A 24,364-nucleotide genomic window follows, 5' to 3' on the forward strand; every position below is an offset into this window, starting at 1 on the left:
TCCGTGTCCGCGATATCGTTTGCTGCCGCGTTGGCGGTGGTGCTCGGCGTTACCGTCTCGAGCGCAGAGTCCGCGCACGCTGCTCCGCCGGCGACGGAGGAGCAGTACCCCGCGGAGATCCCGCAATACAAGCCGCTCCGATATCTCGAGGACTACCCACACCGGATGCACGGGCGTGAGGACGACGTCTTCGATCCGATCAAGCACGTGCCGCTCGAAGGTGTGGGCTATGTCTCCTTCGGCGGCCAGACACGGCTGCAGTACGAGCTCCTCGAGGGGCTCACGCGACCGGACGTGGTCCCTCGCGACAGCGTCCTGCTCGTGAGGAATCTCGTCCACGCCGATGTTCACCTCGCGCTCGGGCTGCGCGTCTTCACTCAGCTCGGCTCGCATCTCGCGCTCGGCGATCCGGCGCGGACAGGCCCCCCGACGCGGACGCCCTCGACATCCAACAGGTGTTCCTCGAATCGCGGGCGGAGCTCGGGGACACCGTCTTCGTCGCGCGCGCCGGCCGCCAGGAGATGCCGCTCGGCAGGACCGCGCGCTGGGTGAGCCTCCGCGACGGAATGAACGTTCGGCAGACGTTCGATCTGGTCCGACTCACAAGCAGCGGACGAAGCTGGTCGAACGAGACCTTCCTCGGCGCTGTGCCGGCGCTCGAACGAGGTGCCTTCGATGATGGTCTCGGGCTGGAGAACCGATTCTGGGGCTCGTACTGGACCTTCGACGTCCTTGCTCGTCGACGGCTGAGCGTCGAGGCGTTCTATCTCGGCCGCACGCGCCCTCTGGTCGTCTATGCGGACGTCTCCGGTCGTGAAGTCCGGCACATGTTCGGGACGCGCATCGACGGCGCCCTCGATTCGGGCCTCGAGTACGCCCTTCATGCGTTGCTCCAGACAGGCTCGGCTGCGAGCGCCTCGATACGCGCATGGGGCTTCGCCGGCGCCGCGCTGCAGCGGCTCCCAGGTATCCTCTCGCGGGGATGGATCGGCGTCCGCGCCGACGCGCTCAGTGGCGACGCGCACCCGGGCGACGGCCGTGTCGGCACCTTTCACCCCTTCTTCCCCGCGCCGCAGTTCTTCGGCGCAGTCGGTGCGATCTATCCCTCGAACCTCTACGCCGTGCATCCGCTCTTTCAGCTGCGGGCGGAGAGGGTAACGATGGAAGCCGGCTGCACGTTCTTCTGGCGACAGTCGACGGAGGATGCCGTCTACACGATGCCCGGACGCGTGCTCGCGAGCCCGACCGCATCCGACGCGAGGTTCACGGCGGCTCAGGCGTCGGTGACGCTCGGGCACATCGTCTCGCGTCACTTCTCGGTCAACGCGGGCTGGTCGCACGTCGTCGCCGGTCCGTCGATCCGCGCTGCGACAGGGCGAGACGTCGACTGGTTCGGAACATGGACGACGTTCACGTATTGAGCAGAGGCGATGCGGGGTACGAGCTCAACCGATCTCGCCGTACTCAGGCTCGCGGAGCGACAGATCTCTCACGGCCGTCGAGTGCCGCCTCCACGGTCGTGAGCAGGACCTCGTCGTCGAGGGGTTTGGACAGGAACGCGAGCGCTCCCGCGGCGAGGACGCGCGCGCGGACCGACTCATCCGCTCGCCCCGACATGAAGATGATCGGCAACGGGAGGGGGCTGGTGCACTCCGCGACGAGCCGCGCTTGCAGCTCGGGCCCGGTGATTTCCGGCATGGAAACGTCGACGACGAGGCATCCCGTGCGCGGAAGCACGTTGGAGGCAAGGAAGTCCACGGCGGAAGCGAAGGTCTCGACGGAATGCCCTGCGGAGCGGAAGAGCGCGCAGAGCGACCTTCGCACAGCCTCGTCATCATCGACGATGCAAACCAGAGCTCCACGCATGACCGCTCGGTACCATGGATCGTTCTCGGTCCGGCGACCATCATACCTTCGTATGAGTGCTCTCGTCTCGCGCACGGATACGCGGGCTGCACGCCGATGCGCTCGAGATCGGCGTGGATGGCTGGGGGCGGCGGACCAGCCAGCGTGGGCCTCAGCGTGGCGTGCCGTCGGGTTTGACGCGTCGTTCGAGGTGCAATCCTGCGCGCTGCATCCGTCGGTAGAACGCTTGCCGGCTGACACCGAGGAGCGCCGCGGCGACGGTGACGACGCCGTCGGACTCGCGCAACACGCGTTCGAGCTCGGCGCGGTCGTCGCTCGCTTCCGGCGTGTCGTTTGTCCGTGACGTCGTTACGGTGAGTCCAAGATCCTCGACGGATATTTCCGATCCTTGTGCGATGAGGACGGCGCGCTGCACTCGATTTTCGAGCTCGCGCACGTTTCCCGGCCAATCGTGCATCGTCAGTGCTTCGCGGGCCGCCGCGGAGAATCCATGCGTCGCCTTCGTGTCCGCCCTTCGTGCTGCGAAGAAGTGGTCGGCGAGCACGAGGATGTCGTCGACGCGGTCGCGCAGCGCTGGCACACGAAGTTCGATGACGTTGAGTCGGAAATAGAGATCTTCGCGGAAGGTGCCCTGGCGGATGGCGTGCGGGATATCCACGTTCGTGGCGGCGATCACGCGAACGTCGGCCTTGCGCGAGACGTTCGACCCGATGCGCTGAAACTCCCCCGTTTGCAGCACGCGCAGAAGCTTCATCTGGCCGGCCATCGAGAGGTTCCCGATCTCGTCCAGGAAGAGCGTTCCCCCGTGCGCTTCTTCGAAGCGGCCGATGCGCGTGCGCGCAGCGCCGGTAAAAGCGCCCGCCTCCGCGCCGAAGAGCTCTGCTTCGAGGAGTTGCTCCGGGAGTGCCCCCGCGTTGACTTTGATGAACGGCTTCGCCTTTCGCCGGCTATTGGCCTGCACGATTTCGGCGAGCTTCTCTTTGCCTGATCCGTTCGGCCCCAATATCAAAATAGGAACGTCGGCGTTTGCAACGCGCGACGCGAGCGACGCCACTTCGTGCATCTCCGCACTTTCGTAGACGATCCCTCGAAGGTCGAATTTGGACGCAAGCTCGGTGCGCACGCGGGTGCGCGCGGTGGACATGCGGCCGTTCTCGTCAGAGAGGCGCCTCAGCTCGACGAGATTGCGAACGGTGGCGACCAGCTTCTCGTTCTTCCACGGCTTCGCGATGTAGTCGCTGGCCCCTTCCTTCACCAGACGCACAGCGGTCTCGAGGGATGTGAACGCGGTCATGAGCAAGATGGGGATTTGCTGATCGATCCGCTTGATCGCGCGCATGAGGGCCACCCCCTCCTCACCGGAGGTGGTGTCGCGCGTGAAGTTCATGTCCTGCAGGACGACCGCGATGTCTTCCCGACCGAGGACGTCGAGCGCCTCCTCCGGCGAGCGTGCGACGATGACGCCCATGCCTTCGAGCTCGAACAGCAAGACGAGCGCGGCGCCGATGGCCGGATTGTCGTCGACGACGAGGATCTTCCTCATGCTCCCTCGCTATGATGCATCATGCGCCATGTCGGTAGGTGGCCCGACGAAGCATAGGACAACCGCCGGCACGCTAGGTGCTTGGGAGCACGCATGGTCGAGGTCTCGGTGGTCGTCGGGGTGGTGCTGGCGTTCGTCGCCGGAGCCGGATTGGCAGGGGCATGGGCATCGCGAGCACTCACGCGTGCAAACAGAAAGTTGTCGACTCTGTCGACCTCGCTCGAGGCCGCACGTCGCGATAGCGCGACGCGCGAACGGATGTTCGGAGCGGTGGTCGACGCAGCGCCGATGGCCATCCTCCTTCTCGATCGCGTCGGCACCATGATCTTCACCAACCCCGCAGCGCGTGAGCTCTTTTTCGGCGGACGCGATGCAGCCGGCGAAAACCTTCTCTCGATGCTGGATGCCGCTCCGGCGCCGTTTCGCGACGCGCTCCTGGGCAGCGAAGATGCCCTTTTTTCCGTCGATGCCGAGGGCGAGTTCGAGACGTATCACCTGGCCAAGCGCACCCTCGATCCCGGTGACGATGCGCGGACTCTCGTGCTCGTACGCCCGCTCACCCGCGAGCTGCGACGGCAGGAGGTCGCAGTCTGGAAAAAGCTCCTTCGCGTCATCAGTCACGAGCTCAACAACTCGCTCGCGCCCATCTCCTCCATGGCCGACTCGGCGCGCCGGATCGCGCAGCACCCCGAAAAGCTCCACCAGCTCGACCGGGTCTTCGCCACCATCGAGGAGCGCGCAACGCACCTCCAGGAGTTTCTGGAAGGCTACGCGCGGCTTGCGCGGCTCCCCTCGCCTCGCCGCGCGCACGTGGCTTGGTCGGAGATCTTCGAGTCCGTTCACGAAGCGCACCCCGTGGTGAGCGTGCATGCGGTCCCGCGCGGAACGGGATACTTCGATCGCGCGCAGATGGGGCAGGTGCTGGAAAATCTCGTCAAAAACGCCAAGGAGTCGAGCGCCGCAACGCCGGAGATCACGCTGGGGCTCGAGCGCGCGGAGGGCGGTTGGACGATCGTCGTGAGTGATCGCGGCCCGGGAATGAGTGACGAGGTCCTCGCGAGCGCGCTTCTGCCATTCTATTCGACCAAGGAGCGAGGCACCGGTCTCGGCCTCGCGCTTTGCCGAGAGATCGTCGAGGCGCACGCTGGCAAGATCCGCCTGCAGAACCGCCAAGGAGGCGGGCTCGAGGTCGCCGTCTTCGTGCCCGACTCGGAGCACACGACCTCGCCCACCACCCGCCTCACCATCACGCGCGTGTGATCGCGCGTCAGGCGTCATCCGCGCGCTGGAGGATGGCGAGCGGTCGAGCCACGTCCTTCCGCGTCGACCGTTCGATGTCGTGAGCGCTCGCCGTTCCGTCGTTGGCGGGCCTTCTTTCTCCGTGTTCTCGCCACCATTGTGACGCATCCGCTTGTCCCCAGGTGGCCCGCACGTCGTGGAGCGCGGTCAGCGCCGCGCATAGCGCGTACGCGCTGGCGGCCCGATCGTGAGGCGACTTGGCGAGGCACGTGAGCACGAGCCGTTCGAGCGACGCGGGGATCTCGCGTCCGGCCCGCTCCGACGGGATCACCGGCGTCGCGTGCAGATGCTGTCCGAGCAGCTCGAACGCGGAGGGCCCGGAGAAGACGTTCGCGCCCGTGAGCAGAAAGTATCCGAGCGCCCCGACCGCATACAAATCGCTTCGCGCGTCGAATTGCTCCGGACTCGCGATGGCCTCTGGCGCCATGTAGGCCGGCGTTCCCGCGAGGCCGCCTGGCTCGTCGCTCTCTTCGCCGGCGGTTCTCACCAGTCCGAAGTCGAGCACCTTCACGACGTCATAGGCGCCACCGCGCGCGCATAGCATGACGTTCTGCGCCTTGATGTCACGATGAACGAGACCTGCTTCGTGGGCCTCGGCGAGTGATGCGCAGATGTCGGCCAGGATGTGGGCCACGCGCCCGGGGTGCTGGGCACCATCCCGCAACACGAGCTCTTCGAGCGTGAGGCCATCCAGAAACTCCATCGCGTAATAGAACGTGCCGTCTTCGGCGCGTCCGTAGTCGTAAATCTGGATCGTGTTCGGGTGCGTGAGGCGGCTCGTCATCTGCACTTCGCGCTCGAAGCGTGCGATGGCGCCGGCGCCGCTGCGGGAGCGCGGAAGCAGCTTGAGCGCCGTGGGCCGGCGCAGCATCGCATGGCGGGCGCGGAACACTTCGCCCATGCCCCCTTCGCCGATCTTCTGCTCGAGCGTGTACTGACCGAAGCGCCGCGCGGCATCCACCTGGCGCTGCATCGTGTAGATCCTACGCGAGAGCCCAGCGCTCGCGGCCACGGCCACCGCACCCCACTGAGCGGCGTACGCCGTGCGGCTCCACGTGAGGGCGGGATCTCCGCTCGAACGGTAGAAAAGGAACGTCACCACGACGAGCGGCGTGAACGCCAGCGCCCCGATGATCGCGCTTCGCTTCCCCGTGCTCGGCACGACCGCCGCTCGCGCGATGAGCATGTTGGAGGACACGAGCGCGAGGACCATCTCCCGGCGGTCCGACACGTGGCCGCCGAAGATCGTCAGATCGAAGCCCAAACACACGATGAAGATGACGAGCGCATCCGTCACCTCGTGCATCCTGCGGTCGCGCCAGACGCGCTTCGCGAGAAACCCGAGGACGAGCAGGATCGCTCCGATGATCAGACTCGGCGCGAGCGCGCGCGCAAGCGTGGTGATTCCTTGGCTTCGCGAACCGATCACCTCGGGGAGCAAGAAGGCGAGCGTGAACACGCCCGACATCCGCGCGAATGCGGACACCCGCGAGCCGAAGAGAGCTTCCGCCTTGCGCGTCTCGTCGTCGCCCGCGGGCCCAGATGCGATGCCAGGACTGCCGTTCACCCCAGCCACCGCGTGACGGTACCACGAATGTGCGGACCCAACGTCGCGCGCGAGGAAAGCCAATGCGGGCCCGGACACACGTCCGGACACGTGTCCGCGGCCAAGCGGACAGCCGGACATGCCGACGTGGCTTCGCCCTATTTATCGGCTCAATCTCGGATTTCCGCGGCTGGTACAGGGCATGCTGTAGCGGTCGCCATGGCATCGAAGAACTCTCTCGAATCCCGCCGTTCGAAGCGGTCCCTCGCCGCGCTCGTCGCCCTCGCGGCGGTGTCTTGCGGCGCTGTCATGTTTTCGTCTTCCGAAGCGCACGCCGAGGAGCGACCGCCGGTGGACGGGGCGGCGCAATCTCCGGCGCTCGCACTCCTCGAGGGCGAGCTCGATCTTCACGCCGAAGAGGGCCGGAGGCAACGCACGGCGACGAACATCACGACCGCGACGGCGGCCGTCGCTCTCGTCCCGGCGGGCATCGTTCTGTGGACGCGCTCGAACCAACTCGCGAAGACGATCGGCATCGGCATGGCGCTCGGTGGGGGCATCCCACTCGTCTTGGTTGCCCCCACCCTGTTTCCCTCGAAGTTGGAGCGATTGCGAGGCGAGGTCGAACGAAAGCGCGCCTCCGGCATGCCCGACGCCGAGCTCCTGCGCTTCGCCGAGACGGAGTGGGAAGACGCGGCGCACGCGGCACACAAGCGTCGCGTCATCGTCGGAATCGTCGACCTCACGCTCGGAACGGCAGCGACGGCGACGGGCCTCTTCTTTCTGTTGTCGGGCCAGATCGGGAGCCTGAGCCGGGACGATCAGTACACGATTGGAACGTCGATCACCGGCACGGGCGTGCCGCTCGCCACCTTCGGCATCCGCTCGCTCGTGACGCGGACCCTCGAGGAGACCTCCTGGGACGCCTATCGCACCGCGAAGCGACTCGGCGAGTCGCACACCGAAGGAACGTCGAACGCGCCCACGGCGGGCCTCACCCCGCTACGTGGCGGAGCCGCCGCGTTCATGACGTTCGCGTTCTGAGGAGGCCGCCATGAATCGAACCTACGTGGTGACGGGCGCCGCGTCCGGAATCGGAGCGGCGACGACGCGGTATCTCCGGGAGCGAGGCGCACGGGTGGTGACGAGTGATCTGCGCGATGCCGACGTGCTCGCCGATCTGGCGACCGCACAAGGGCGCGCGGCTTTGGTCGAGGGCGTGATGAGCCACTCCGAAGGTCGTATCGACGCGATCGTCGCCAACGCCGGCGGCGGTCCTCCCGAGACCAGCCTATCGCTCAATTTCTTCGGCGCCGTCGCAACGCTGGACGGTTTGCGCCCCCTCCTCGAGCGCAGTCCCGCGCCGCGTGCGGTGGTCGTATCCTCGGTCGCGTCACTGAGGCCCGCTCGAGCGGCGCTTATCGATGCTTGTTCGAGCATGGACGAGGCCGTAGCGATCGCCACCGCGAGGGCAATCTTCGAGTCGAGTGAGCGACACGACGACGTCCAGGTGGCGCTCGACCTCTATGCGAGTGCCAAACAAGCGCTCGAGCGTTGGTGTCGAAAGGTGGCGACCGAACCGCGATGGGCGGGCGCCGGTATTCCGTTGAATGTGGTCGCGCTGGGCTTCTTCGATACGCCTGCAGCGGCTTATGTCCTCTCGAATCCCGAGAGCCGAGCGGCCATGGCGCGGCTCGCACCGCTGAGCGGAGCCTTTCCGGGGCGTGCGGACGAAGCTGCCGCCGTTCTCGCTTGGTGCATAAGCCCCGAGAATTCGCAGATGACGGGTCAGATCCTCTTCGTCGACGGCGGCATCGAGTGCCAAGCACGCGGAGCGGGGTCGCCGTGAGCCGCGCCCCGATATCGAACGATCCGCGCGCGAACAAGGCGCGATCGTGGATGCGCGAGAACGCCGTCAAGACCGTCGGCGAGCTCGTCGCCAACTTCGTACTTCCCGTTCTAACCTACGCCGTCGCCAAGCCGACGCTCGGCGACATCGGGGCTCTCATGATCGCAACCATGCCTCCGATCGCCTGGGCCATCGTCGAGTTCTTGCGCTCTCGCCGGATCGACGCCATCTCCCTGTTGGTCCTCGCCGGCGTCGCGCTCTCACTGCTCGCATTCCTCGGCGGCGGCGACGTACGCGTTCTGCAGATGCGCGAACAACTCGTCGTCGCCGTGATTGGCCTCGCATTCCTCGTTTCGGCGGCGCTCGACAAGCCGCTCATCTATCGACTCGCACGCGCCAGGATGAAGAGGAAGTCTGCCTCTGACGCCCAATCGTTCGAGCAATTGCGCGACAATCCCCTCTTTCGTCGCGCCATGACGATCATGACCCTCGTTTGGGGAGCCTCCCTCGTCGCCGAGGCCATCGCCTGCTGCGCTCTGGCCTTCACCCTGACGATTCCGCATTACCTCATCGTGAGTCCGCTCGTGGGCTCTCTCAGCGTCGGCGTACTGACGGGCTGGACCTTCTGGTTTGCCCGCCACCGCATTCGAAGCGCGCGCGCCATGGCCCAGAGCGGCGGGAACACTCCCGTCGTCCCCTGATCGGGATCAGAGGCCGAGGGTGCGCCGGATCTCCACGATCGGCTTGCCGCCGTAGAGCGCCTTCGCCTGCTCCGTGGTCGAAAACGAGCGCGTCATCATTCGGTCGATGTAGAGCGTCCCGTCGAGGTGATCGACCTCGTGCTGCAGTATGCGGGCGGGCCAGCCGCGCACGTGCCATCGGATGGGCTTGGCGTTTTCATCCAGGCCAGAGACCTCCACCTCCGCGGCTCGTTCCACGAGACCGGCGAAGCCGCGCACGCTGAGGCACCCTTCGAAGAACGTCGCCCGCTCGTCCCCAGCCGGAACGAGAACCGGATTGAAGATGACTTTCGGTTCGAAAGCGACGCGCTCGCGCTCGCGTCGCTCCTCGGGCGTGAGCTTGGCGATCAACTCCTCACGATCTTCGAGGACGATGACACGCAGTGGAACGCCGACTTGCGGGCCTGCGAGTCCGACACCGGGGGCCGCGCGCATCGTCGCGATCATGCGCTTCACGAGGTCCCGCATCTCCGCCGTGGTGATGCGCTCTGCCGGGACCTCGACCGCCCGCCCTCGCAAGATGGGACTACCCGTCTGAACGATGTCTGATTCCGACGAGCTGGCAGGTGACTGCGGTTTCGACGGCGCTCCCGCACAGCCGAGCGAGAGCAAAGCCAGGAGTGCGACCAGTCGAGCGTTCATGCAGGCACGATACGCGAGTTGGCGCGCATCCGAGCAGCAACGTCGACCTGCCGTAGCAACACGGAGCTCGCGCGGGTGATGGCTGCGCGAGCTCCGTATCGGTCAATCGGGCGAACGCCAGCCCGCGTCGAGGTACGGGAGCAGATAGGTCCGCAGATCGTGATTCGTCCCCGAGGTGGAGGTGTCCGAATCCCAGTGCGTTCCTGCTTGCTCGAGCCGTGTCACGGGGAAGCCCGCCGTCTTCAGTGCATCCGTTTCGCTGCGGACGGTCGCAATCTTGAACGTCGTGTCACTGAGGTGCGCGAGGTGCACGACGTTCAGCTTCCACGAGGCGGCGGCGATGGAGGCCGACTGCGACGAGTTGGTGCCGTAGAACGGGGCGCTGTTCTCGGCGAGGATGCCGGCGAAGGTGCCTGCGTTGTAGAACGCCGTGCGATAGGCGAGGTTGCCACCTGAGCTGTAGCCGCCAATCGTGACCCTCCGCGGGTCGATGTTGAGACGCGTCTTCACGTCGTTGAGCGCGGCAAGCACGAGCTTCGAGTCCGTTTCCATGGTCCAGCACCCGCCGTCGCGGCCGCCGACGCTCACGGTGATCCAGCTTTGGCTCCCGCCCGGCGAGACCACGCTCGCATCGTTCGAGGCGTAGCCACCGCAACCGTGGAGCCAGATGAAGAGCGAGCTCGAGCTGTTGTGGCTCGCGTCGTACGCGTTCGGGACGACCACGAAATACGGCCCGGCGCTGCTCTGCAGCGTGACGACCTTGTTCTTGCTGACCGTGATCGGTGACGTCGGGAACGTCGCAGGGCTCGTCGTAGGCGGCGGGCCGGGCGGCGGCGCCGGCGGTTCGGGCGTGGCGGACGCGTCGGGCGTGGCGGACGCGTCGGGCGTGGCGGACGCGTCGGGCGTTTCGCTGGTCTCGGACGAATCCGGTTGGCCGACCGAGGAAGCGTCGGACGGATCCTGCGCGGCTGGGTCGGAGGGGCCTGCGCTACCCGCCGGATCCGTTGGATCGGTGTTCGTGACCGGCGTCCCGTTCTCGCTGGTCGAATTCTCGCCAGCCGCTGCTCCTCGGCAGCCCGTGAGCGCCGGGCCGATGATGCACGCAACAATGCAGAACGCACGCATGTGCGCCGTCGTCGAGATCGTCAACGTCTCTCCTCCTTGAGATGTAGCGCGAGCGTCTGCACGTCCTCGCGAGCCGACGGACTCTGACAGTCGAGAAAATCTCGATCAAGCGCGGGCATGAAATTGGGTGTCACGTGTCCCCCCGTCGATGTCACGTGTATGCGGTCGATGACGTTGCACCACGGTTCGCACGCCCAGGGTTTTCACGTCGACGAGCGCCACGTCGAACACACCTTCGAACGTCACACACGCGAGGAGCGACACTCCATCAACCGCTCGACCACCTGCCACGACCAGCAGCGAGCTCGAGCGCCGGAGAACGGTATCGAGGGGGATAAGAAGATGGGAGTTCCATCTTCGATGATGCGATTCTCGCGCGACTGCCCCCGCGGACCTCTCAGCGGGGCTTCAGCCCTTGCTCCTCGCGAACGGCGGCATTTCGGACTTCTGCACGCTGGAGCGCAGGGCGGGCGGCCAAACGTTCGGCGTAGGCGACGAACGAGGGCCGCGGTTCGATCATCTTGAACCCGAGCATGTAGCGAAGCGTGCCGCCAAAGACGACGTCGGCCATCGAGAAGCGATCGCCGAGAATGAAGTCGCCGTGGGAAAGAGCACTCTCGATCGAAGCAAGCATCGCGTCGTGCGAGCCCCAGCCTGCCGCGCCCTCCCGGAAGGTCCAACCGCCCGCTTTGGCCATCGCGCCAGGCTCGATGACGGACGGCGCGAAGAACGCCCAGCGCAGGTACGCGCCGCGCGCCGGATCGTCGACGCGAGGAGCGAGCGTGCCATACGAGTATCGATCGGCGAGATAAAGCGCGATCGCGGCGGACTCCGTCACGGTGGCCTCACCGTCGGTGAGGATCGGAAGTTTGCCCATCGGATTGAGCGCGAGGAGCTCCGCCGACTTGTGCGCGCCAGCACCGAGGTCGACGTAGCGGAGCTCGTAAGGTTCACCGACCTCTTCGAGCATCCAGACCATGTTGGCAGCGCGAGAAAACGGGTGATGGTAGAGGACGATGGACATTGGGGCCTTCCTGGCGCGCGAGTCTATGCCGGCGCGATCTCGGAAGGAACCGTGTTCACCCGGATCGCACTCCCACGCGCGCTTCGGTTCTGAGGTGTTTTGTCGGAGCCTCGCGTCCTGCGACGTAGGGCCTTGACCTTGACCTAAGGTCAACGTGCAGGCTGAACCGCATGGCCAACACGGACACGAACAATTCGAGCTGGACCGGGATGATTCCTGTCGACGACACGGCTCTCGCCGTCACCGACACGCGCGGCGCAGGCCGTCCCGTGGTCTATCTGAACGGCGCCTATGCCAGCCAGCGGCATTGGCGTCACGTCATCGGTGAACTCGGCACCGGCTGGCGTCACATCACGTACGACGAACGGGCGCGCGGTCGATCAAAGCAGTCGGCGGACTACTCCTTCGAGGCGTGTCTCCGGGACGTCGATGCCGTCCTCGCAGCGAGAGGCGTGGACCGGCCGCTTCTCGTCGGCTGGTCCTACGGTGCGTTCGTGGCCGCGCACTGGGCCGACCGGAATCCGGACCGCGTCTCGGGCGTGGTTGTCGTCGACGCTGCGCCGGTCGGCTTGACCGGCGAGGATGGCCGTGAGCGAATCCGCCATCTGTTTCACCGCATGCGGTTCTTCCTACCGCTCGCACGTCCACTGGGCCTGGCTGCACGGATGACTGCTGACCAACACGCCGACGTCAACATCGAGCTCAACGAGATCTCCGCTGCCAGCGCGCCGGTTTTCGGCCGCCTGACCTGCCCGGTCCAGTTCGTCCTGGCCACGGGTGGCAACCTCGGCGCAAGCGGCGAGGAGATGGAAGGTGCGCGGGCCGCCATCGATCCGGTGCTCGCCCAGAATCCGAACGCACGAATCAGCGCGAAGGTCGCGAGCAACCACTCCCACATTCTGCGAAAGGACTTCCGAGCCGTGGCCGAGGCTATACGTGAGACGGAAGCGCTTCGTGGCCAGGAGGTTTTAGCGAGTTGATGAGGGATTGGCTCACGATCGGGCAGGCGGCAGCGTTCGCCGGCGTCACGGTGAGACCGTGCGGCACTATCACCGGCTCGGCCTCGTCGAGGAGCCGGAACGTGATCATTCCGGCTACCGGCGCTACGGCTCGACCGACCTGCTCAGGCTGGTCCAGGTTCGGACGTTGGCCGCAGCGGGCGTGCCACTGGCGGAGATCGCCGACCTTCTCGACGCCGAGCCCGAGGCGTTCGCGGCCGCCGTGGCCGACGTCCAACGTCGACTCACCGAACAGATCGAGGAGCTGACCGCACGCCGCGACACGCTCCACCGGCTCGCCCATGAGGACCGGGTGCTGCTGCCCGATCGGGCCTGCGCGATCTTGGAACGACTCGCCGATGTCGGCTTCACACCCGACTACGTGGCCTCTCAGCGGGAGGCGCTGGTCCTTTTCCGGGCGCTGATCCCGGAGGGCTTCGACCACTTCCTCACTCAGCTCGAACACCGGCTCGACGACCCCGAGTTCATCGAGGTGACGAAATCCACCTGGAACGCAAGGTCCTGGAAGCCGAACGACCCGCGGCTCGACGCGCTGGCGTCCGCGCTGTGTGACAAGCTGTTGGCCAATCGCGAACTGCTGACGATCCCGGACGAGTTTCTGGCTCGGCCCGACGCCAACACCCGCTACGGACTGATCAACCACCACCGCGATGACGAATCGCCGACCATCGCCCGACTGAAAGCCCTGATCGAGACCAAATTACGCGCGGCCGGCATCGACGTTCCGCGCCACTGAACAAAGAACGCCACGGCGTGACGCCGAGCTCCTTTCGTAAAGCCTCCGAATCAGCTCTGTAGGTCCGGCTCGGGATGGCGCTTCTCGAGCGCAGCAGATCCCGAGCAGCGTCGGAGCCATCAGAAGTGTTCGATCGCCGTGACGGCGTCGTCGACCTCCGTCCAGTCATCGTCGGAGGCTGATTCGTTCTGTTCGAGAACCTTCTGCACCGCCATGAGCTGCCGCTCGAGTTCGTCGGCTTGAATGGCCAACCACTCGTCGAACGTGCCGATCATCTCGCAAGGTACCGAGTCCTCGACGGACCAGACGACGGGGGTGGCGTCCGGTCCTGGGCCGAATGCCCAGCCGTTGACGTCGGACAAGTCGTACGCCGCGAACATCACCCAGGCGAATTGCGATCTGCCGGCGGCGCGCTCCTCGGTGACGTCCTCCCAGCTGCGACCAGGCTCTCCCATGGCTCTCGTGACGCGCGCAGCGAGCTTCGGCGGAAGGAAGGCGAACGAAGTGTTCCTGCCGCGCGTGCTGACGATCGAATACCCGTTTGCAGCGACGAAACGGGCATACGCGTCGGGCCGGCGCTCGAGAACGATGTCGAGTCGAGGCTCCGTTGGCAGCGGGTCGACGTACGCGGGATGGATCGCATCCTCAGCAATCGGAATCAGCGCACCATCGTACTTCTCGAGAACGGACGTCAGTCTGCTCCACGACATCGCGGCTCAGCTTACCACCGGATGGTCAATGGGTGCGTGCGGAGAGACACACCCTTGCCGCCCTGAACCCACAGCATCACGGGGATTCGCATCGACGCATCATGAATTCCGCGGTTCGAGAGCCTTCGCGCACTGGCACGAGCCTCGCTTACCCGAAACCTCGAGCGGCCCATGAGTCCACCTGGGCTTGCGTCGCTCGAAGACGAGATGGGGGCGTGAGGAAGTAGAGCTTGCGGAGATGACAGGAGCGCGGAACGGGGGGAAGGCAGCCAAGGTTCGGATCTGGCACTCGCTAGGGAAGTGGTGCCGAACGAGTCTGGCGCCTGCGCAGTCCAACGATGGACAGCCCGTTCGCGTCCGAGGCCCTCTCGAGCGGCGCTGGCAAGTCGTCGCGTTTCTCTGCGTTGCACCTAGCATCGCCAGCGGGATTGCGGCCTGCGGGGAGTCGAAGTCGCCCCCGTCTCCGTTGACCGAACCGAGCGCGACCGAAAGCTCTCCCGCGCCAGAGGCGTCCGTGGAAGCTACGGCAGACGACGACATCGCGGAGGATCCGGCGCCTGCGGATGCTGCGCCCGCGGAGTACCGGCTCATCGGAGCACTGTTCGGCCAGACGCCCATCATGAGCGCCATGGAATGGCCGACGAAGGAGGTCGACAAGGTAAAGGTCAACACTGGCTCGATGCGGATCGGCTACATCCGACAGGGAGCGAAAGTCCCCGTACTGCCGCAGCCGCATCGCAAACCAAACTGCAAGCAAGGTTGGTACGAGCTCGTTCAGGGCGGCTTCGTCTGCGCTCGCTACGCATCGCTCGACCTCAATCACGTCGATCTGAGGACCGCGCCTCGTCCCCCGGACCTCAGCGCGCCCTTGCCGTACGAGTATGCGTACAACGTTGGTAATGGGACGCCGCTTTATCGAAAGGTTCCAACCCGAGAGCAGCGTCTGAAGTTCGAACCTTGGCTCAATCCGAAGCCGATCGCAAAACCAAGCGACGACGCGGTCGAAGAGACGAGCATCGCTGCAAGCACTCGGGATGCGAAGAGCGTCGCCAAGAGTGCAACCGATCCGTTCGGCGTCCGCACCGAGGAGCTCGACGCCGGGGTGCCCTGGTATCTCCGCGACTACGACGGCGGTAAACCCAAGGTCACGCTCGATGAACTAAAGGGCGAGGGCCCGATGGTCAAACGGATGGTCCGAGGGTTCTTCGTGGCGGTCGACAAGGAGATAACCGAGAACGGTACGAAGTGGCTGCGCACCACGAACTCGCTGCTCGTCCCGCGTGAACGCGTCTACGTCTACAGCGCAGCCAGCAAGCTCCAGGGGGTCTGGCTGGACGACAGGAGCGATCTGGTGCGTGGCGACGATGGCAACGAGATGCCTGACGCGGGGCCCATCGTGACGATCAAGCCGACCCCGGATATCTGCAAACCGGGAAGCAAGTCCCAGGTTGCGGTTGTGACTTCGGGCAGCGCGAAGAAGTACGCATTGAGCGCGACTCGCAAGTCCGTGACGAAGTCACATCCGCTGCGCTACCACTCGATCCTGAAGCTCACGGGGGAGGATGTCGTGATCGACGGCGTTGCTTACGACGAGGTCGATGAGGGCTGGTGGATGCGACGCTCGGAAGGGGTCAGAACCGAGCCCGGGCCCGCCCCCAAAGATCTCGCTCCGGGCGAAAAGTGGATCGACATCAACATCAGGACGCAGACGCTCGTTGCCTATGAAGGTAGCGAGCCAGTCTTCGCAACCGCCATGTCGTCCGGCAGGGATGGCAAGCAAGACCCGAAGAGGGACCACAAGACGCCGACGGGCACCTGGCGAATCCGTGAAAAGCACATTGCGGCGACGATGGACGGCGACGCGAACGCGGAACCGTATTCACTCGACGACGTGCCTTGGATTCAATACTACGAGGGGAGCTACGCGCTCCACGGCGTCTACTGGCACGACAGCTTCGGTCGGAGGAAGAGCCACGGCTGCGTGAACCTTGCGCCTCTCGACGCAAGGGCTCTCTTCAACTGGACCGAGCCAAGCATGCCGGAGAACTGGCACGGCGTATGGTCCACTGCGGATAAGCCGGGAACACGGGTCGTCGTCCATGAATGATGACGACGCACGAGTGCGAGGCCCCCAGTTCGTCACGCTCGCTCACTTGATGAGCGGGCCTTCGAGCTCCGCGAGCGGGCGACTCCCCATTCCTCCCGGATAGCCGTAGCTCACGTATTGACCCGTTCCCCAAACGTAGAGGGCGAAAGGACTGTCGCTTTTCGCTTCGTGGCGACCGTAGCCGCACGTTCCCGAGGCGAAGGACTGCGGGGTGCCGCCCGCGGTCAATCGAACCCAGGCGTATTCGAGTTCACCTGTCCCTCCCAGGGGACGAAAATCGGGTACCTCCCCCACGCAGTCGAGCGTCACGGGTAGAAACCCACGGGGGGTCGCGCGGCGCACGATCGAGAGCGTTGTCTCTGGGTACGTAAAGTCCGTGAAGAAAACGTAGCGATCGAGGAACTGCTCCGTCGGGACGATCGTGACGAAGTCGGGATCGCCGAGACCACCGTAGGTAGAGCCGCCCGTCATGTAGGCCGCGACGTGGAACGGATGCGCGTCGTCTTGTGAACGAACGGTCCCCACGTATGTCGACGTGAACGTCACGGCCTGCCCGGCATCGAGCGTATCGGGGGCTCCGAAAGGAGGCGGCGAAGGATCGTACGTTAGTCTCGTGCCGTCGAAAGCGCCGACGAATCTCCAAGGAACGCTCTCGCGCGCGTCGGTGCCAGCATTGCCTTCGGCAAGGCGTGGGCGGTAGGGCACGAGCGCGTAGGCGCTCCCCCATTGAGCGACGGGCGCGACTTGCTGTTGGAGCGTGTCACACGCCGGCGTCTGCGCTGGAACGTATGGACATTCGGCTCCGCCGAAGAGCCCTATGGGCTTGTTGCTTTCGACCGGACTCCCGCTCGTGTCGTTGGGTTGGGTGATTTGCAGAACCTCGCCGCCCGCGAGCGTCCAGCTCTGGGTCTGTTGGCTACCAACGCCTGGAACGCCAGCTCCATCACGGACGTCGACGCGCGGCCGCATGCGCACCACGGTGTCGTCCTCGGCGGCGACGATTTGGATCGTGGGCGAGCTGTTCATCCCGCCGCCCGTGGAGATTCCGCTCACGGCGATGTAGCTCTTCCCCCACGACGAGAGCGGCAAGAGTGCCATCGCCGTGGAGATGTGTGAGCTCGCGCCTCCATAGGGATAGATCGAGTACGCGCTGACCGGCACGTTGGTCGAGAGGAGAAAGGCGCGCGTTCGGGCGGTCCCATGGGCAATCGGATCTTCGCGCACCGCGGGGACGACGCCTTCGGGACACGCGGTGAAGGTTCCCATAGGAGGAACGTTCGCTGTCGAGCCTTGGGCCAGAAAGACAATCGCTGCCTTGCCCGGGTCAATCGCTCCGGTGACGCGTTCGTAGTGAACCGTCGCCCCGACGGTCTCGGCGTAATAAACCGACGCGCCGATGTCGACCGGAGTATCGCCCAGCGTCGCCTGGATAGTCGCCGGCGCATCCCACGTGTTGGCGATCATGACGGCGAAGCACGATCCCCCACTGCCACCATTCGTCGTGTCCGACGGCAAGGTTGCGAACGCGCAGCCGATGGATCCCTTCGCGAGCTCGGCACTGGTGCAAGGAGCAGCGCAGTGCCCGTCGGCGCAGCCGAGCTCCGGGCCACATGCTTCGAAGACGTCCTCAGTGCCGTCCTGGTGCTGGCACAAGACCTTCTTCAGGTCGGGAGAACAGCGAACGCCCACGCACGCAGGTGGGAACGCAACGTCGGCGCCGGTGTCGGGCGTGAAAGAGTTCTGCGCTGTCCCGTCGAAATCGTCTCGATGCTGACCGCAAGCCATGGGCAGCAGCGCACCGAACGCCAAGGAGACAACGAGCCAAGACGCGCGCCGGATTGTCATCGCAGGACAACCGTGGGCAAGGCACCGAGCAAACGAGGTCGCATCACGGTGCCCCTTTGCTCGGCGAGACCTTGTGAAACGCGAGTCCGTCTCCGACGGCCCAGATGTCGTTCGCGCCCGTCCCCCAGATGGCGTTGATTCGCTTCGTGATCGGAATCGCGGGGTCGACCGAGATCGCGGCTGTGCGCCAGGTCGACGCCGCGAGGTTGTTGGATTGGACCAGCCAGCCCTCGTTGCCGCTTGCCCAGACGTCGTCGCTCGCCACTGCCCAGGAGAATCGAGCAGAACGAAACGGCAAGGTTCCGAACGTCACGTGCTGCCAAGCATAGGTCCTGCCATTGTCATTGCTCACGCCGACGTCGATCCCTTCGGCCCCGCCGTAGCCGGCGCCGCTGTTGAGCAAGAGAAATTCGGCGCCGAGAAACTGACCGCGAACATCGTCGTTGAGGACGGGGATGTTGGGTACGGCGCTCCAGACGATGCTTCCGTTTCCGTCCGCGCGCCCACGGACGAGGCCAGTGGAGCCCTGAAACGTCGCCAGATCGTACGAGAGTACGCTCACCCATACGTCGTCGCTCGAGGTCCCCCAGACGCGCTGCACGTACGCGGGGACCACGGCGATACGTCACTCGAGGCCAGGAGCTGCCACGAGAGGGAGCCGTTCGCGCCCGAGGAGGCGTGTGCGAGGTATGTCTTGGGCGCCCCGATTTCGTCTGTCTCGCTGGAGCGCGCAACCGCCCAGGTATCCGTCGAGCTCGTCCCCCAGAGGGACCGAATCGACAACGTCGCACCATTCGCGTCGGGAAGCGTCACCGTCGTCCACGTCAGGTTGGCCGAACTCGATCCCGTGCCGTGCAAGAGACCTGCGTCTCCCCCAATCCACACGTCCGTCGGTGAGGTGCCCCAGACGACGGAGAGGGCGCTCGAGGCCGTGAACGCGTTGTTCCAGGTGGTTCCGTCCCAGCGAAAGACATTGCCCTGCGCGCTGACCGCCCAAACGGTACCCGAGCCGTCACCCCAGACGTCGACCAGGTTCTGTCCCACGGGGGCGACGCTGTGGCACCAGCCTTGATCTGTGCAGATGCGCGGTCCCGCATCCGCGTCGATTTCCGCGTCTGCGCCGATGTCCGCGTCGCCGTCGACACTGGCGTCGCTCGTCGGAGCAATGCCATCTTCGGACGACGTAGAGGGAGCGTCCTCAGTGGAGCCGTCGAGGGCATCGGCCGTCGACGGTTCCGTGCTGTCGGTCGCGCAAGCGATGAACGAGGGCACGAAGGAAGCCGAGAGCGCTAGGACTGCGAACGGAAACCGCGACGCGAGCTTCATGTCCCACCTCCTGGCGCACCGGCGGTTGCGCTTCGTTCGTGGTGCATCACCACGCCGTCACCGATTGCCCAAATATCCGAGGCGTCTGCTCCCCATATGCCAAAAAGGTTCGGCACAGTCCCGGATGGGAGGACGGCGGGGACTGAATGCCACTCCGTCCCGTCATAGTGAAGAAACGTTCCTCCGTCGCCCACGGCCCAGATATCCGAAGACGAACTTCCCCAAATGCCGTGGAGATGTTGCTTCGTCGGCGACGCGACAATCTCCCAAGCCGTGCCAGGCGTCGGTACGCCCCGGAAGCGGCGAATCACTCCGTAATCCCCGACCGACCAGACATCGGTCGCGTTCGCCGCCCAGATGGCATTGAGCGGGCTCTTCGATTGCGTGTCGAGCTCGAGCCACGTAGGCAGTCCGCTGTCGGCGATGACGCCGTCGCTGTACGCGGCGTACGACGCTGGCCCTGGATACGGCTTCGCTCCGACGCACCACACGCCGCCCGTTCCGTTCCCCCACAGCCCCGTGATCGTCGGGCCGCTGAAGCCGTTCTCCGGCGTCGGCGTCATGGGCCTCCAGCCGCTCTCACCTTCGGCCGTGCTGGTGGCCCACAGGCTCGTCGTGCCGTTCGGCTGTCCACCGAACCAAACGTCGTTCGAGGACGCTGCCCACACGGAGAGCAACGAGAGGCCCGTGGAAACGTCGATGATAGGCGTCGCGAGCGCCCCTTGCACCTTGCCGTTGGCGAACCCGGTCGCGTGATAGATCCGGTCAGCCGTCGAGCCTATCCAGACATCGGCAGGAGAGCTCCCTCCGATCACGTTGAGGGATTGGTCCGTATCGAGATGCGTCGACCTCCACGTGCTGCCGTCCCAGTGAAGGACGCTGCCGGAGGCACCGACGACCCACACGTCGTTTTTTCCGGAGCCCCACACCGAGGACAGTCCCAGGCGCGCGTCGTTGCCCGCCGCGACCGGGTACCATTCGGCGGCCTGCGTCGCTCCGTCGAGTGACTCGGAGTCCGCGCTCCCGTCTCGGAACGTGGAGTCGTCCGAGGCCTCGAGAACTGCGCCGTCGCTTGCGTCGTTTGCGCCGGTGGGATGACCATCGCTCTCGTCGTCGGTGCCGGCGCAGCTCGTCGTCGCGACGATCGTCATCGACACGAGCGCCAGAGCCAGCCCACCAGCGAGGTAGGAACGGCGATGACGATGGGTATGGCGGGCGTCGTTCGTATTCATTTCGCTACGACTCCGGCATCGCATTCCACGGTCAAACAACGACCTTCGACGCACGGCTGTCCCGCCGAGGAATCACACGAGGTCCCGCATACTCCGCAATTCGCCGCGTCGTGCTTGAGATCGGTCTCGCAGCCGTTGAGCGGATCGCCGTCACAATCAGCGAATCCCTGCTCGCACGTCGTTCCGCAATAGCCCTTGTTGCAGACGAACGTGCTGTGTTGACCCATCTCCGCCGCCGGAGGGGCGCAGCGGTGTCCGCATGCCCCGCAGTTCATCGGATCGGCGAGGAGATCCGTGCACGCGTTCCCGCAACGCGTCTCGTTGGGATCGCAAATGCACCGGACGGGCGGATCGAAGAAATTGAAGTAGCAGGTCTGCTGCGACGAGCACGTCGTCTTGCACGCCCCGCAGTTCTCCATCGTGGTCAGCGAAGCCTCGCAGCCATTCGTCGGATCACCGTCGCAGTCGCCCCAGTTGGGCCGGCACGCCCACGAGCATGCGCTGGCATTGCAGCCGAACGCCATGTGCATGCTGTCGGGTTTCACCTCCGGCGCCGTGCAGGTCACTCCGCATGCTCCACAGCTCTGCGGGTCGCGGGTTGTGTCGACGCAACCGATGCCGGGGCAGTATTCTTGCGTCCCAGGACAACCGCATTTGTGATCGATGCACCGTTGCCGCGTCCCGTCCGCGAACGTTCCACACTTGTTTCCGCACGAGCCGCAGTTGTCCGGATCGGAAGCGACGTCGATCTCGCAGCCATCGTCGACCAGGCCGTTGCAATTTCGCGGGTCGGCGCTCCAGTTCGCTCCCCATGTGTTGTCGCAGGCGAGCTGGCATTTTCCGCCGACGCACGTGGTCGTCATCGCGCGATCGTAGAACTCGATGCTCGTAGGGCAGACGTTCCCGCAGCTACCGCAGTTGGCGTTGTCCGTCATCAGATCCGTCCCGCAACGGTACGCAACGGAGCCATCGGCGCCGGGGCAGTCGGCCAACGGCCACGGACATTGAGTGCCGACGCACAGGCTCGCTTGAGGTGACGCCGCATCCACCGTCACGTCGCCGTCGCTCGCGGCGTCACTCGTCACGAACGACGGCGTGCCCGCCTCCGCCGGGAGCTCTTGGTCGAAGCCGACATCCAGCTTCTCCGAGCAAGCGATCATTCCCACGACCATGCTCACGAGGACCGGAACGACGCGCAGGTTCGGTCTTGTTCCCGTTCGATCTTTCATTCGATTCCTCGTCATCATGGGACGGCGATGCCGGCACACGAGGCCCGGAGCGGTTCGAGATGAGAAGAGAGAGGATCCTCTCGAACGACCGCCTCTGCAGCGCGGCGCGCACGTTCGGTCCTGCCCTCCGCGCAGAGCAAAAGGACGTCGAGCACGAGCCGCTCGCCGCGAAGAAGTCCGCGGGGGAACTCGTTTGCGTGAGCATCGACCGAACGACGTGCGCGTTCCAGATCGCCCGCCCGCAGCGCACGCTGCCCTTCGCGCAAGTAGCGGACCTCCTTGTCGAGCGAGTCATCCGTGCGCTCGCCAAGTTGCACCGGCGCGTCGGAGTCATGCGCCAGGACCGCCGAGGCGCGCGTGGCAGGCGCGCTGACGGCCCGACGGTCGCGGGCGTCAGGCAGCTCGTAGGGCGACCCGAGGGTGGCGAGTGACGAAGTCGCTGGTTCATGAACGTCGGGCTGGCTCGCCGGCACGCTCGCGCATGCCGGCAAGGGACAGCCCTCCGCTTTCGGTGGGGGCGCAACCACGCTTGCGGGAGGATCCGATCGGTGCAGCCCAGTCGACGCATACGTCGTGACTCCGCCGGCCGCGAGCAGAACGAGCACTCCGCCGAGGAGCTTGCTGGCGTGAGCGCGCAACGCCAGTCGCACGCCCGACGCGGGTGGGCGCGGGACGGTCGCGTCCGACGGTGGAGAGGACGTGGCTTCGGCCGCGCGTGCGAGCACGCCTGCACGCATGCGCTCCCGAGCGGCGTCGCTCGGCCCGAAGGCCGGACGTAGACGCTCGAGCATCTTGGCCGAGGGGGTGAGGTCACTCATGCTCGACTCCGTATCGCTTGACAAGTCGGTCGAACTCGATGCGCGCGCGACGGCTGCGCGTGTAGACGGTGTTCACGTTGATGCCCAGCAGCGACGCCACTTCCTCGGCGGTCATCTGTTCGAACTCCATGAGCGTGAAGCAGATGCGTTGCTTCTCATCGAGCAGATCGAGAAGGCGTTCGAGGAAGACCCTGGCCTCGGCGAGCGCAGCTTCATCGAAGGGCGTCAGTCGAGGGTCCTCCAGGTATTCCGCAACCTCCGGAAGATCCTTGCCGGCTCTCTTGGTACGTCGGTGAGTGCTCGCGACGCGCCGGGCGATTTCGAACAGCCACGTCGTGACTTTCGCGCGCCCGTCGAAGGTGGCGAGGTTCCGGTGGACAACCAGGAACACGTCCTGCACCGCGTCTTCGAGCGCGCTTTGCGTGACACCGAGTGCGCGAAGCGTGCGCCAAACAAAAACGACATGTCGGTCGTAAACGGCGTCGAAGGTGGCTTCCAGAGACACGGTCGCGCTGACTCCGCCGTCATCGTGACAGCTCCCCTCGGGCGACAGGTACGTCGTCCGCGGGCCGGAGGGTATCGCCGCCAGGAGTGCCTGCTTCACAATGGGGATGAATGCAGGGGGAGCCGCGAACCGTTCAAATATCCATCACGGAAAAGTCACTTTGGCGGCGCGCGTCGCCTTCGCCCTGTGACGAGCGTTGAGCAACACGGCAGAGCTCGCGGCCCGCAGGTCGTTACGGGCTCAGAAGAGCGTGGTCTCCACGCCGAGAACGAAGCGGAACACGACGTCTGACGACCGGTGGACGAGCGTGCCGTGCTCAATCTCCACGTCGCCATTGCGCAACGGTGCCCCGAGCTCGATGTTCATGCGTGGCGCAACGCGACTCCATCGAAGAGGGCGAACGGAGGCACCAACGAACCCCGCGAGCCAGAACCCATCCGCCGTCGACGGGTGACGGACCCCAAACCCGGTCGCCCGCAGATCAGCACCTTCGATTCGTAGGCAAGTCGAGAGCTCGACATCGGGCAACAAGGTCACGCATCCCGCGAACGAGACCGTGCGCATCGAAACGTATGCACCAGCGCTCGAGAGCCCCGGAGCGTCGGCTCGCCTCCGTGGCCAGAGGGCCGCCGCAAGCTCCCATCGAAAAGGTCGGTAACGAAGAAAGCCGTGGACGCCTCCTCCCCAACCAAGGGTTGGAAGCGTTCCCACGTCGAATGAAATATCGGCGCCAAATCCTGCATGAAGGTGACCCGCCAGCGGGCTCCCGGCCATCGGGGCAGGAGGCGTCGACAGAGGCTCCGGTGTTCGAACCAAGACCGTTTCAGGGACGTCGGGCTCGACGACGAGCGCGTGTGATTGCAGGTCCAACGCGATGATGACGGCCGCCGCCCCCGCCAGCTTCCTGCAGTCGTCGCTCTCTACGCTCCGGAGGCTCTCGGCACTCGCCCCGATGCGCAGCTCCAAGCGGTAGTGGCGATCTTCGACCTTGCGGACGGCTCCGCGCACCTCGATCGGCGTCCTCGCGAGCTCCTCCCCCGCGATGTGGACGACCTGCGCACTGACCTCGGAGGCGCTCGGACACTCAGGAGGAACAGTCCATTCGAGGAGCATCGCTACTCGCCCCCGCTAGCTCGAAGCGAGCGTCACGCGAGAACCACGGCACGATAGCTCACACGCAAGTCGCGATAGGGTGAAGAATCC

The 24,364-nt window shown here is 65.5% G+C and carries 23 protein-coding genes and 1 pseudogene; 9 read left to right on the forward strand and 15 right to left on the reverse strand.

The window, feature by feature from the left end; all coding sequences use genetic code 11:
* The first annotated feature begins 3 nt into the window (after positions 1-3).
* Positions 4-552 carry a hypothetical protein gene (locus AKJ09_RS07775; protein ID WP_146646549.1) on the forward strand — a complete coding sequence of 183 codons (549 nt, stop codon included), beginning with the start codon at positions 4-6 and terminating at the stop codon, positions 550-552.
* The gene (locus tag AKJ09_RS07780) at positions 456-1,421 is read left to right on the forward strand and encodes an alginate export family protein (RefSeq protein WP_146646550.1); all 966 of its coding nucleotides are present in this window, start codon (positions 456-458) and stop codon (positions 1,419-1,421) included. The genes AKJ09_RS07775 and AKJ09_RS07780 overlap by 97 nt, the downstream gene beginning before the upstream one ends.
* Positions 1,422-1,464: 43 nt before the next feature.
* Here the strand turns inward: AKJ09_RS07780 and AKJ09_RS07785 are convergent, their stop codons facing one another.
* Both AKJ09_RS07785 and AKJ09_RS07790 read right to left on the reverse strand, forming a co-directional pair.
* Entirely contained in the window at positions 1,465-1,866 is a 402-nt protein-coding gene (locus tag AKJ09_RS07785; RefSeq protein ID WP_146646551.1) for a response regulator transcription factor, read from the reverse strand.
* 151 nt (positions 1,867-2,017) lie between these two features.
* Positions 2,018-3,409 (reverse strand): sigma-54-dependent transcriptional regulator, encoded by a 1,392-nt coding sequence (locus AKJ09_RS07790; protein ID WP_146646552.1) that lies wholly within the window; start codon positions 3,407-3,409, stop codon positions 2,018-2,020.
* Between the two features lie 93 nt (positions 3,410-3,502).
* On the opposite strand from AKJ09_RS07790, the gene AKJ09_RS07795 reads away from it, so the two are divergent.
* Positions 3,503-4,669 carry a sensor histidine kinase gene (locus tag AKJ09_RS07795; RefSeq protein WP_146646553.1) on the forward strand — a complete coding sequence of 389 codons (1,167 nt, stop codon included), beginning with the start codon at positions 3,503-3,505 and terminating at the stop codon, positions 4,667-4,669.
* A 7-nt stretch (positions 4,670-4,676) separates the two neighbouring features.
* On the opposite strand, the gene AKJ09_RS07800 is transcribed toward AKJ09_RS07795, so the two are convergent.
* The gene (locus tag AKJ09_RS07800) at positions 4,677-6,284 is read right to left on the reverse strand and encodes a serine/threonine-protein kinase (RefSeq protein WP_169927358.1); all 1,608 of its coding nucleotides are present in this window, start codon (positions 6,282-6,284) and stop codon (positions 4,677-4,679) included.
* A 189-nt stretch (positions 6,285-6,473) separates the two neighbouring features.
* On the opposite strand from AKJ09_RS07800, the gene AKJ09_RS07805 reads away from it, so the two are divergent.
* The 3 genes from AKJ09_RS07805 to AKJ09_RS07815 are packed head-to-tail and all read left to right on the forward strand — an operon-like array spanning position 6,474 to position 8,804.
* Positions 6,474-7,298, forward strand: a complete 825-nt coding sequence (locus AKJ09_RS07805) for a hypothetical protein (protein ID WP_146646555.1) — start codon at positions 6,474-6,476, stop codon at positions 7,296-7,298.
* A gap of 10 nt (positions 7,299-7,308) precedes the next feature.
* On the forward strand, positions 7,309-8,103 hold the full coding sequence (locus AKJ09_RS07810) for an SDR family oxidoreductase (protein ID WP_205633636.1): 795 nt from the start codon (positions 7,309-7,311) through the stop codon (positions 8,101-8,103).
* Positions 8,100-8,804 carry a VC0807 family protein gene (locus AKJ09_RS07815; RefSeq protein ID WP_146646556.1) on the forward strand — a complete coding sequence of 235 codons (705 nt, stop codon included), beginning with the start codon at positions 8,100-8,102 and terminating at the stop codon, positions 8,802-8,804. The genes AKJ09_RS07810 and AKJ09_RS07815 overlap by 4 nt, the downstream gene beginning before the upstream one ends.
* A 6-nt stretch (positions 8,805-8,810) precedes the next feature.
* On the opposite strand, the gene def is transcribed toward AKJ09_RS07815, so the two are convergent.
* From def to AKJ09_RS07830, 3 genes are all read right to left on the reverse strand, one after another.
* Positions 8,811-9,485, reverse strand: a complete 675-nt coding sequence (gene def / locus AKJ09_RS07820; protein WP_146646557.1) for a peptide deformylase — start codon at positions 9,483-9,485, stop codon at positions 8,811-8,813.
* Between the two features lie 102 nt (positions 9,486-9,587).
* On the reverse strand, positions 9,588-10,634 hold the full coding sequence (locus tag AKJ09_RS07825; protein WP_146646558.1) for a dienelactone hydrolase family protein: 1,047 nt from the start codon (positions 10,632-10,634) through the stop codon (positions 9,588-9,590).
* Positions 10,635-11,007: 373 nt separating this feature from the next.
* Positions 11,008-11,634, reverse strand: coding sequence for a glutathione S-transferase family protein (locus AKJ09_RS07830; RefSeq protein WP_146646559.1), 627 nt, complete (start codon positions 11,632-11,634; stop codon positions 11,008-11,010).
* Positions 11,635-11,804: 170 nt separating this feature from the next.
* Here AKJ09_RS07830 and AKJ09_RS07835 point away from each other — a divergent pair, with 170 nt between their 5' ends.
* A complete protein-coding gene (locus AKJ09_RS07835) occupies positions 11,805-12,614 on the forward strand; it encodes an alpha/beta fold hydrolase (protein WP_205633637.1) in 810 nt (269 codons plus the stop codon).
* Positions 12,614-13,389 (forward strand): annotated as a pseudogene (locus tag AKJ09_RS07840) (MerR family transcriptional regulator). The gene AKJ09_RS07835 and the pseudogene AKJ09_RS07840 overlap by 1 nt, the downstream one beginning before the upstream one ends.
* 119 nt (positions 13,390-13,508) lie before the next feature.
* Here AKJ09_RS07840 and AKJ09_RS07845 read toward each other — a convergent pair.
* A complete protein-coding gene (locus AKJ09_RS07845; protein WP_146646560.1) occupies positions 13,509-14,099 on the reverse strand; it encodes a hypothetical protein in 591 nt (196 codons plus the stop codon).
* Positions 14,100-14,613: 514 nt separating this feature from the next.
* Here AKJ09_RS07845 and AKJ09_RS07850 point away from each other — a divergent pair.
* Complete coding sequence (locus AKJ09_RS07850) at positions 14,614-16,206, forward strand: L,D-transpeptidase (protein WP_240488416.1); 1,593 nt, start codon at positions 14,614-14,616, stop codon at positions 16,204-16,206.
* A gap of 42 nt (positions 16,207-16,248) precedes the next feature.
* Here AKJ09_RS07850 and AKJ09_RS07855 read toward each other — a convergent pair whose 3' ends face one another.
* The 8 genes from AKJ09_RS07855 to AKJ09_RS07890 all read right to left on the reverse strand — a co-directional run bounded on the left by AKJ09_RS07855 (position 16,249) and on the right by AKJ09_RS07890 (position 24,274).
* A complete protein-coding gene (locus AKJ09_RS07855; RefSeq protein WP_146646562.1) occupies positions 16,249-18,051 on the reverse strand; it encodes an IgGFc-binding protein in 1,803 nt (600 codons plus the stop codon).
* 43 nt (positions 18,052-18,094) lie between these two features.
* Positions 18,095-18,613, reverse strand: coding sequence for a hypothetical protein (locus tag AKJ09_RS07860; protein ID WP_169927359.1), 519 nt, complete (start codon positions 18,611-18,613; stop codon positions 18,095-18,097).
* On the reverse strand, positions 18,610-19,377 hold the full coding sequence (locus tag AKJ09_RS07865) for a beta propeller repeat protein (protein WP_146646564.1): 768 nt from the start codon (positions 19,375-19,377) through the stop codon (positions 18,610-18,612). Before AKJ09_RS07865 ends, AKJ09_RS07860 begins: the two co-directional genes overlap by 4 nt.
* Positions 19,374-20,609, reverse strand: coding sequence for a beta propeller repeat protein (locus AKJ09_RS07870; RefSeq protein WP_146646565.1), 1,236 nt, complete (start codon positions 20,607-20,609; stop codon positions 19,374-19,376). Before AKJ09_RS07870 ends, AKJ09_RS07865 begins: the two co-directional genes overlap by 4 nt.
* Positions 20,606-21,838, reverse strand: a complete 1,233-nt coding sequence (locus AKJ09_RS54180; RefSeq protein ID WP_205633639.1) for a hypothetical protein — start codon at positions 21,836-21,838, stop codon at positions 20,606-20,608. The genes AKJ09_RS07870 and AKJ09_RS54180 overlap by 4 nt, the downstream gene beginning before the upstream one ends.
* 14 nt (positions 21,839-21,852) lie before the next feature.
* Positions 21,853-22,656, reverse strand: a complete 804-nt coding sequence (locus tag AKJ09_RS07880) for a hypothetical protein (RefSeq protein ID WP_146646566.1) — start codon at positions 22,654-22,656, stop codon at positions 21,853-21,855.
* Positions 22,649-23,260, reverse strand: coding sequence for an RNA polymerase sigma factor (locus AKJ09_RS07885; protein WP_240488417.1), 612 nt, complete (start codon positions 23,258-23,260; stop codon positions 22,649-22,651). The genes AKJ09_RS07880 and AKJ09_RS07885 overlap by 8 nt, the downstream gene beginning before the upstream one ends.
* Before the next feature lie 141 nt (positions 23,261-23,401).
* Positions 23,402-24,274: a hypothetical protein gene (locus tag AKJ09_RS07890; RefSeq protein ID WP_146646567.1), complete on the reverse strand. Its 873-nt coding sequence runs from the start codon at positions 24,272-24,274 to the stop codon at positions 23,402-23,404.
* Positions 24,275-24,364 lie beyond the last annotated feature (90 nt).

Source organism: Labilithrix luteola (assembly GCF_001263205.1).
Lineage (GTDB): Bacteria > Myxococcota_A > Polyangia > Polyangiales > Polyangiaceae > Labilithrix > Labilithrix luteola.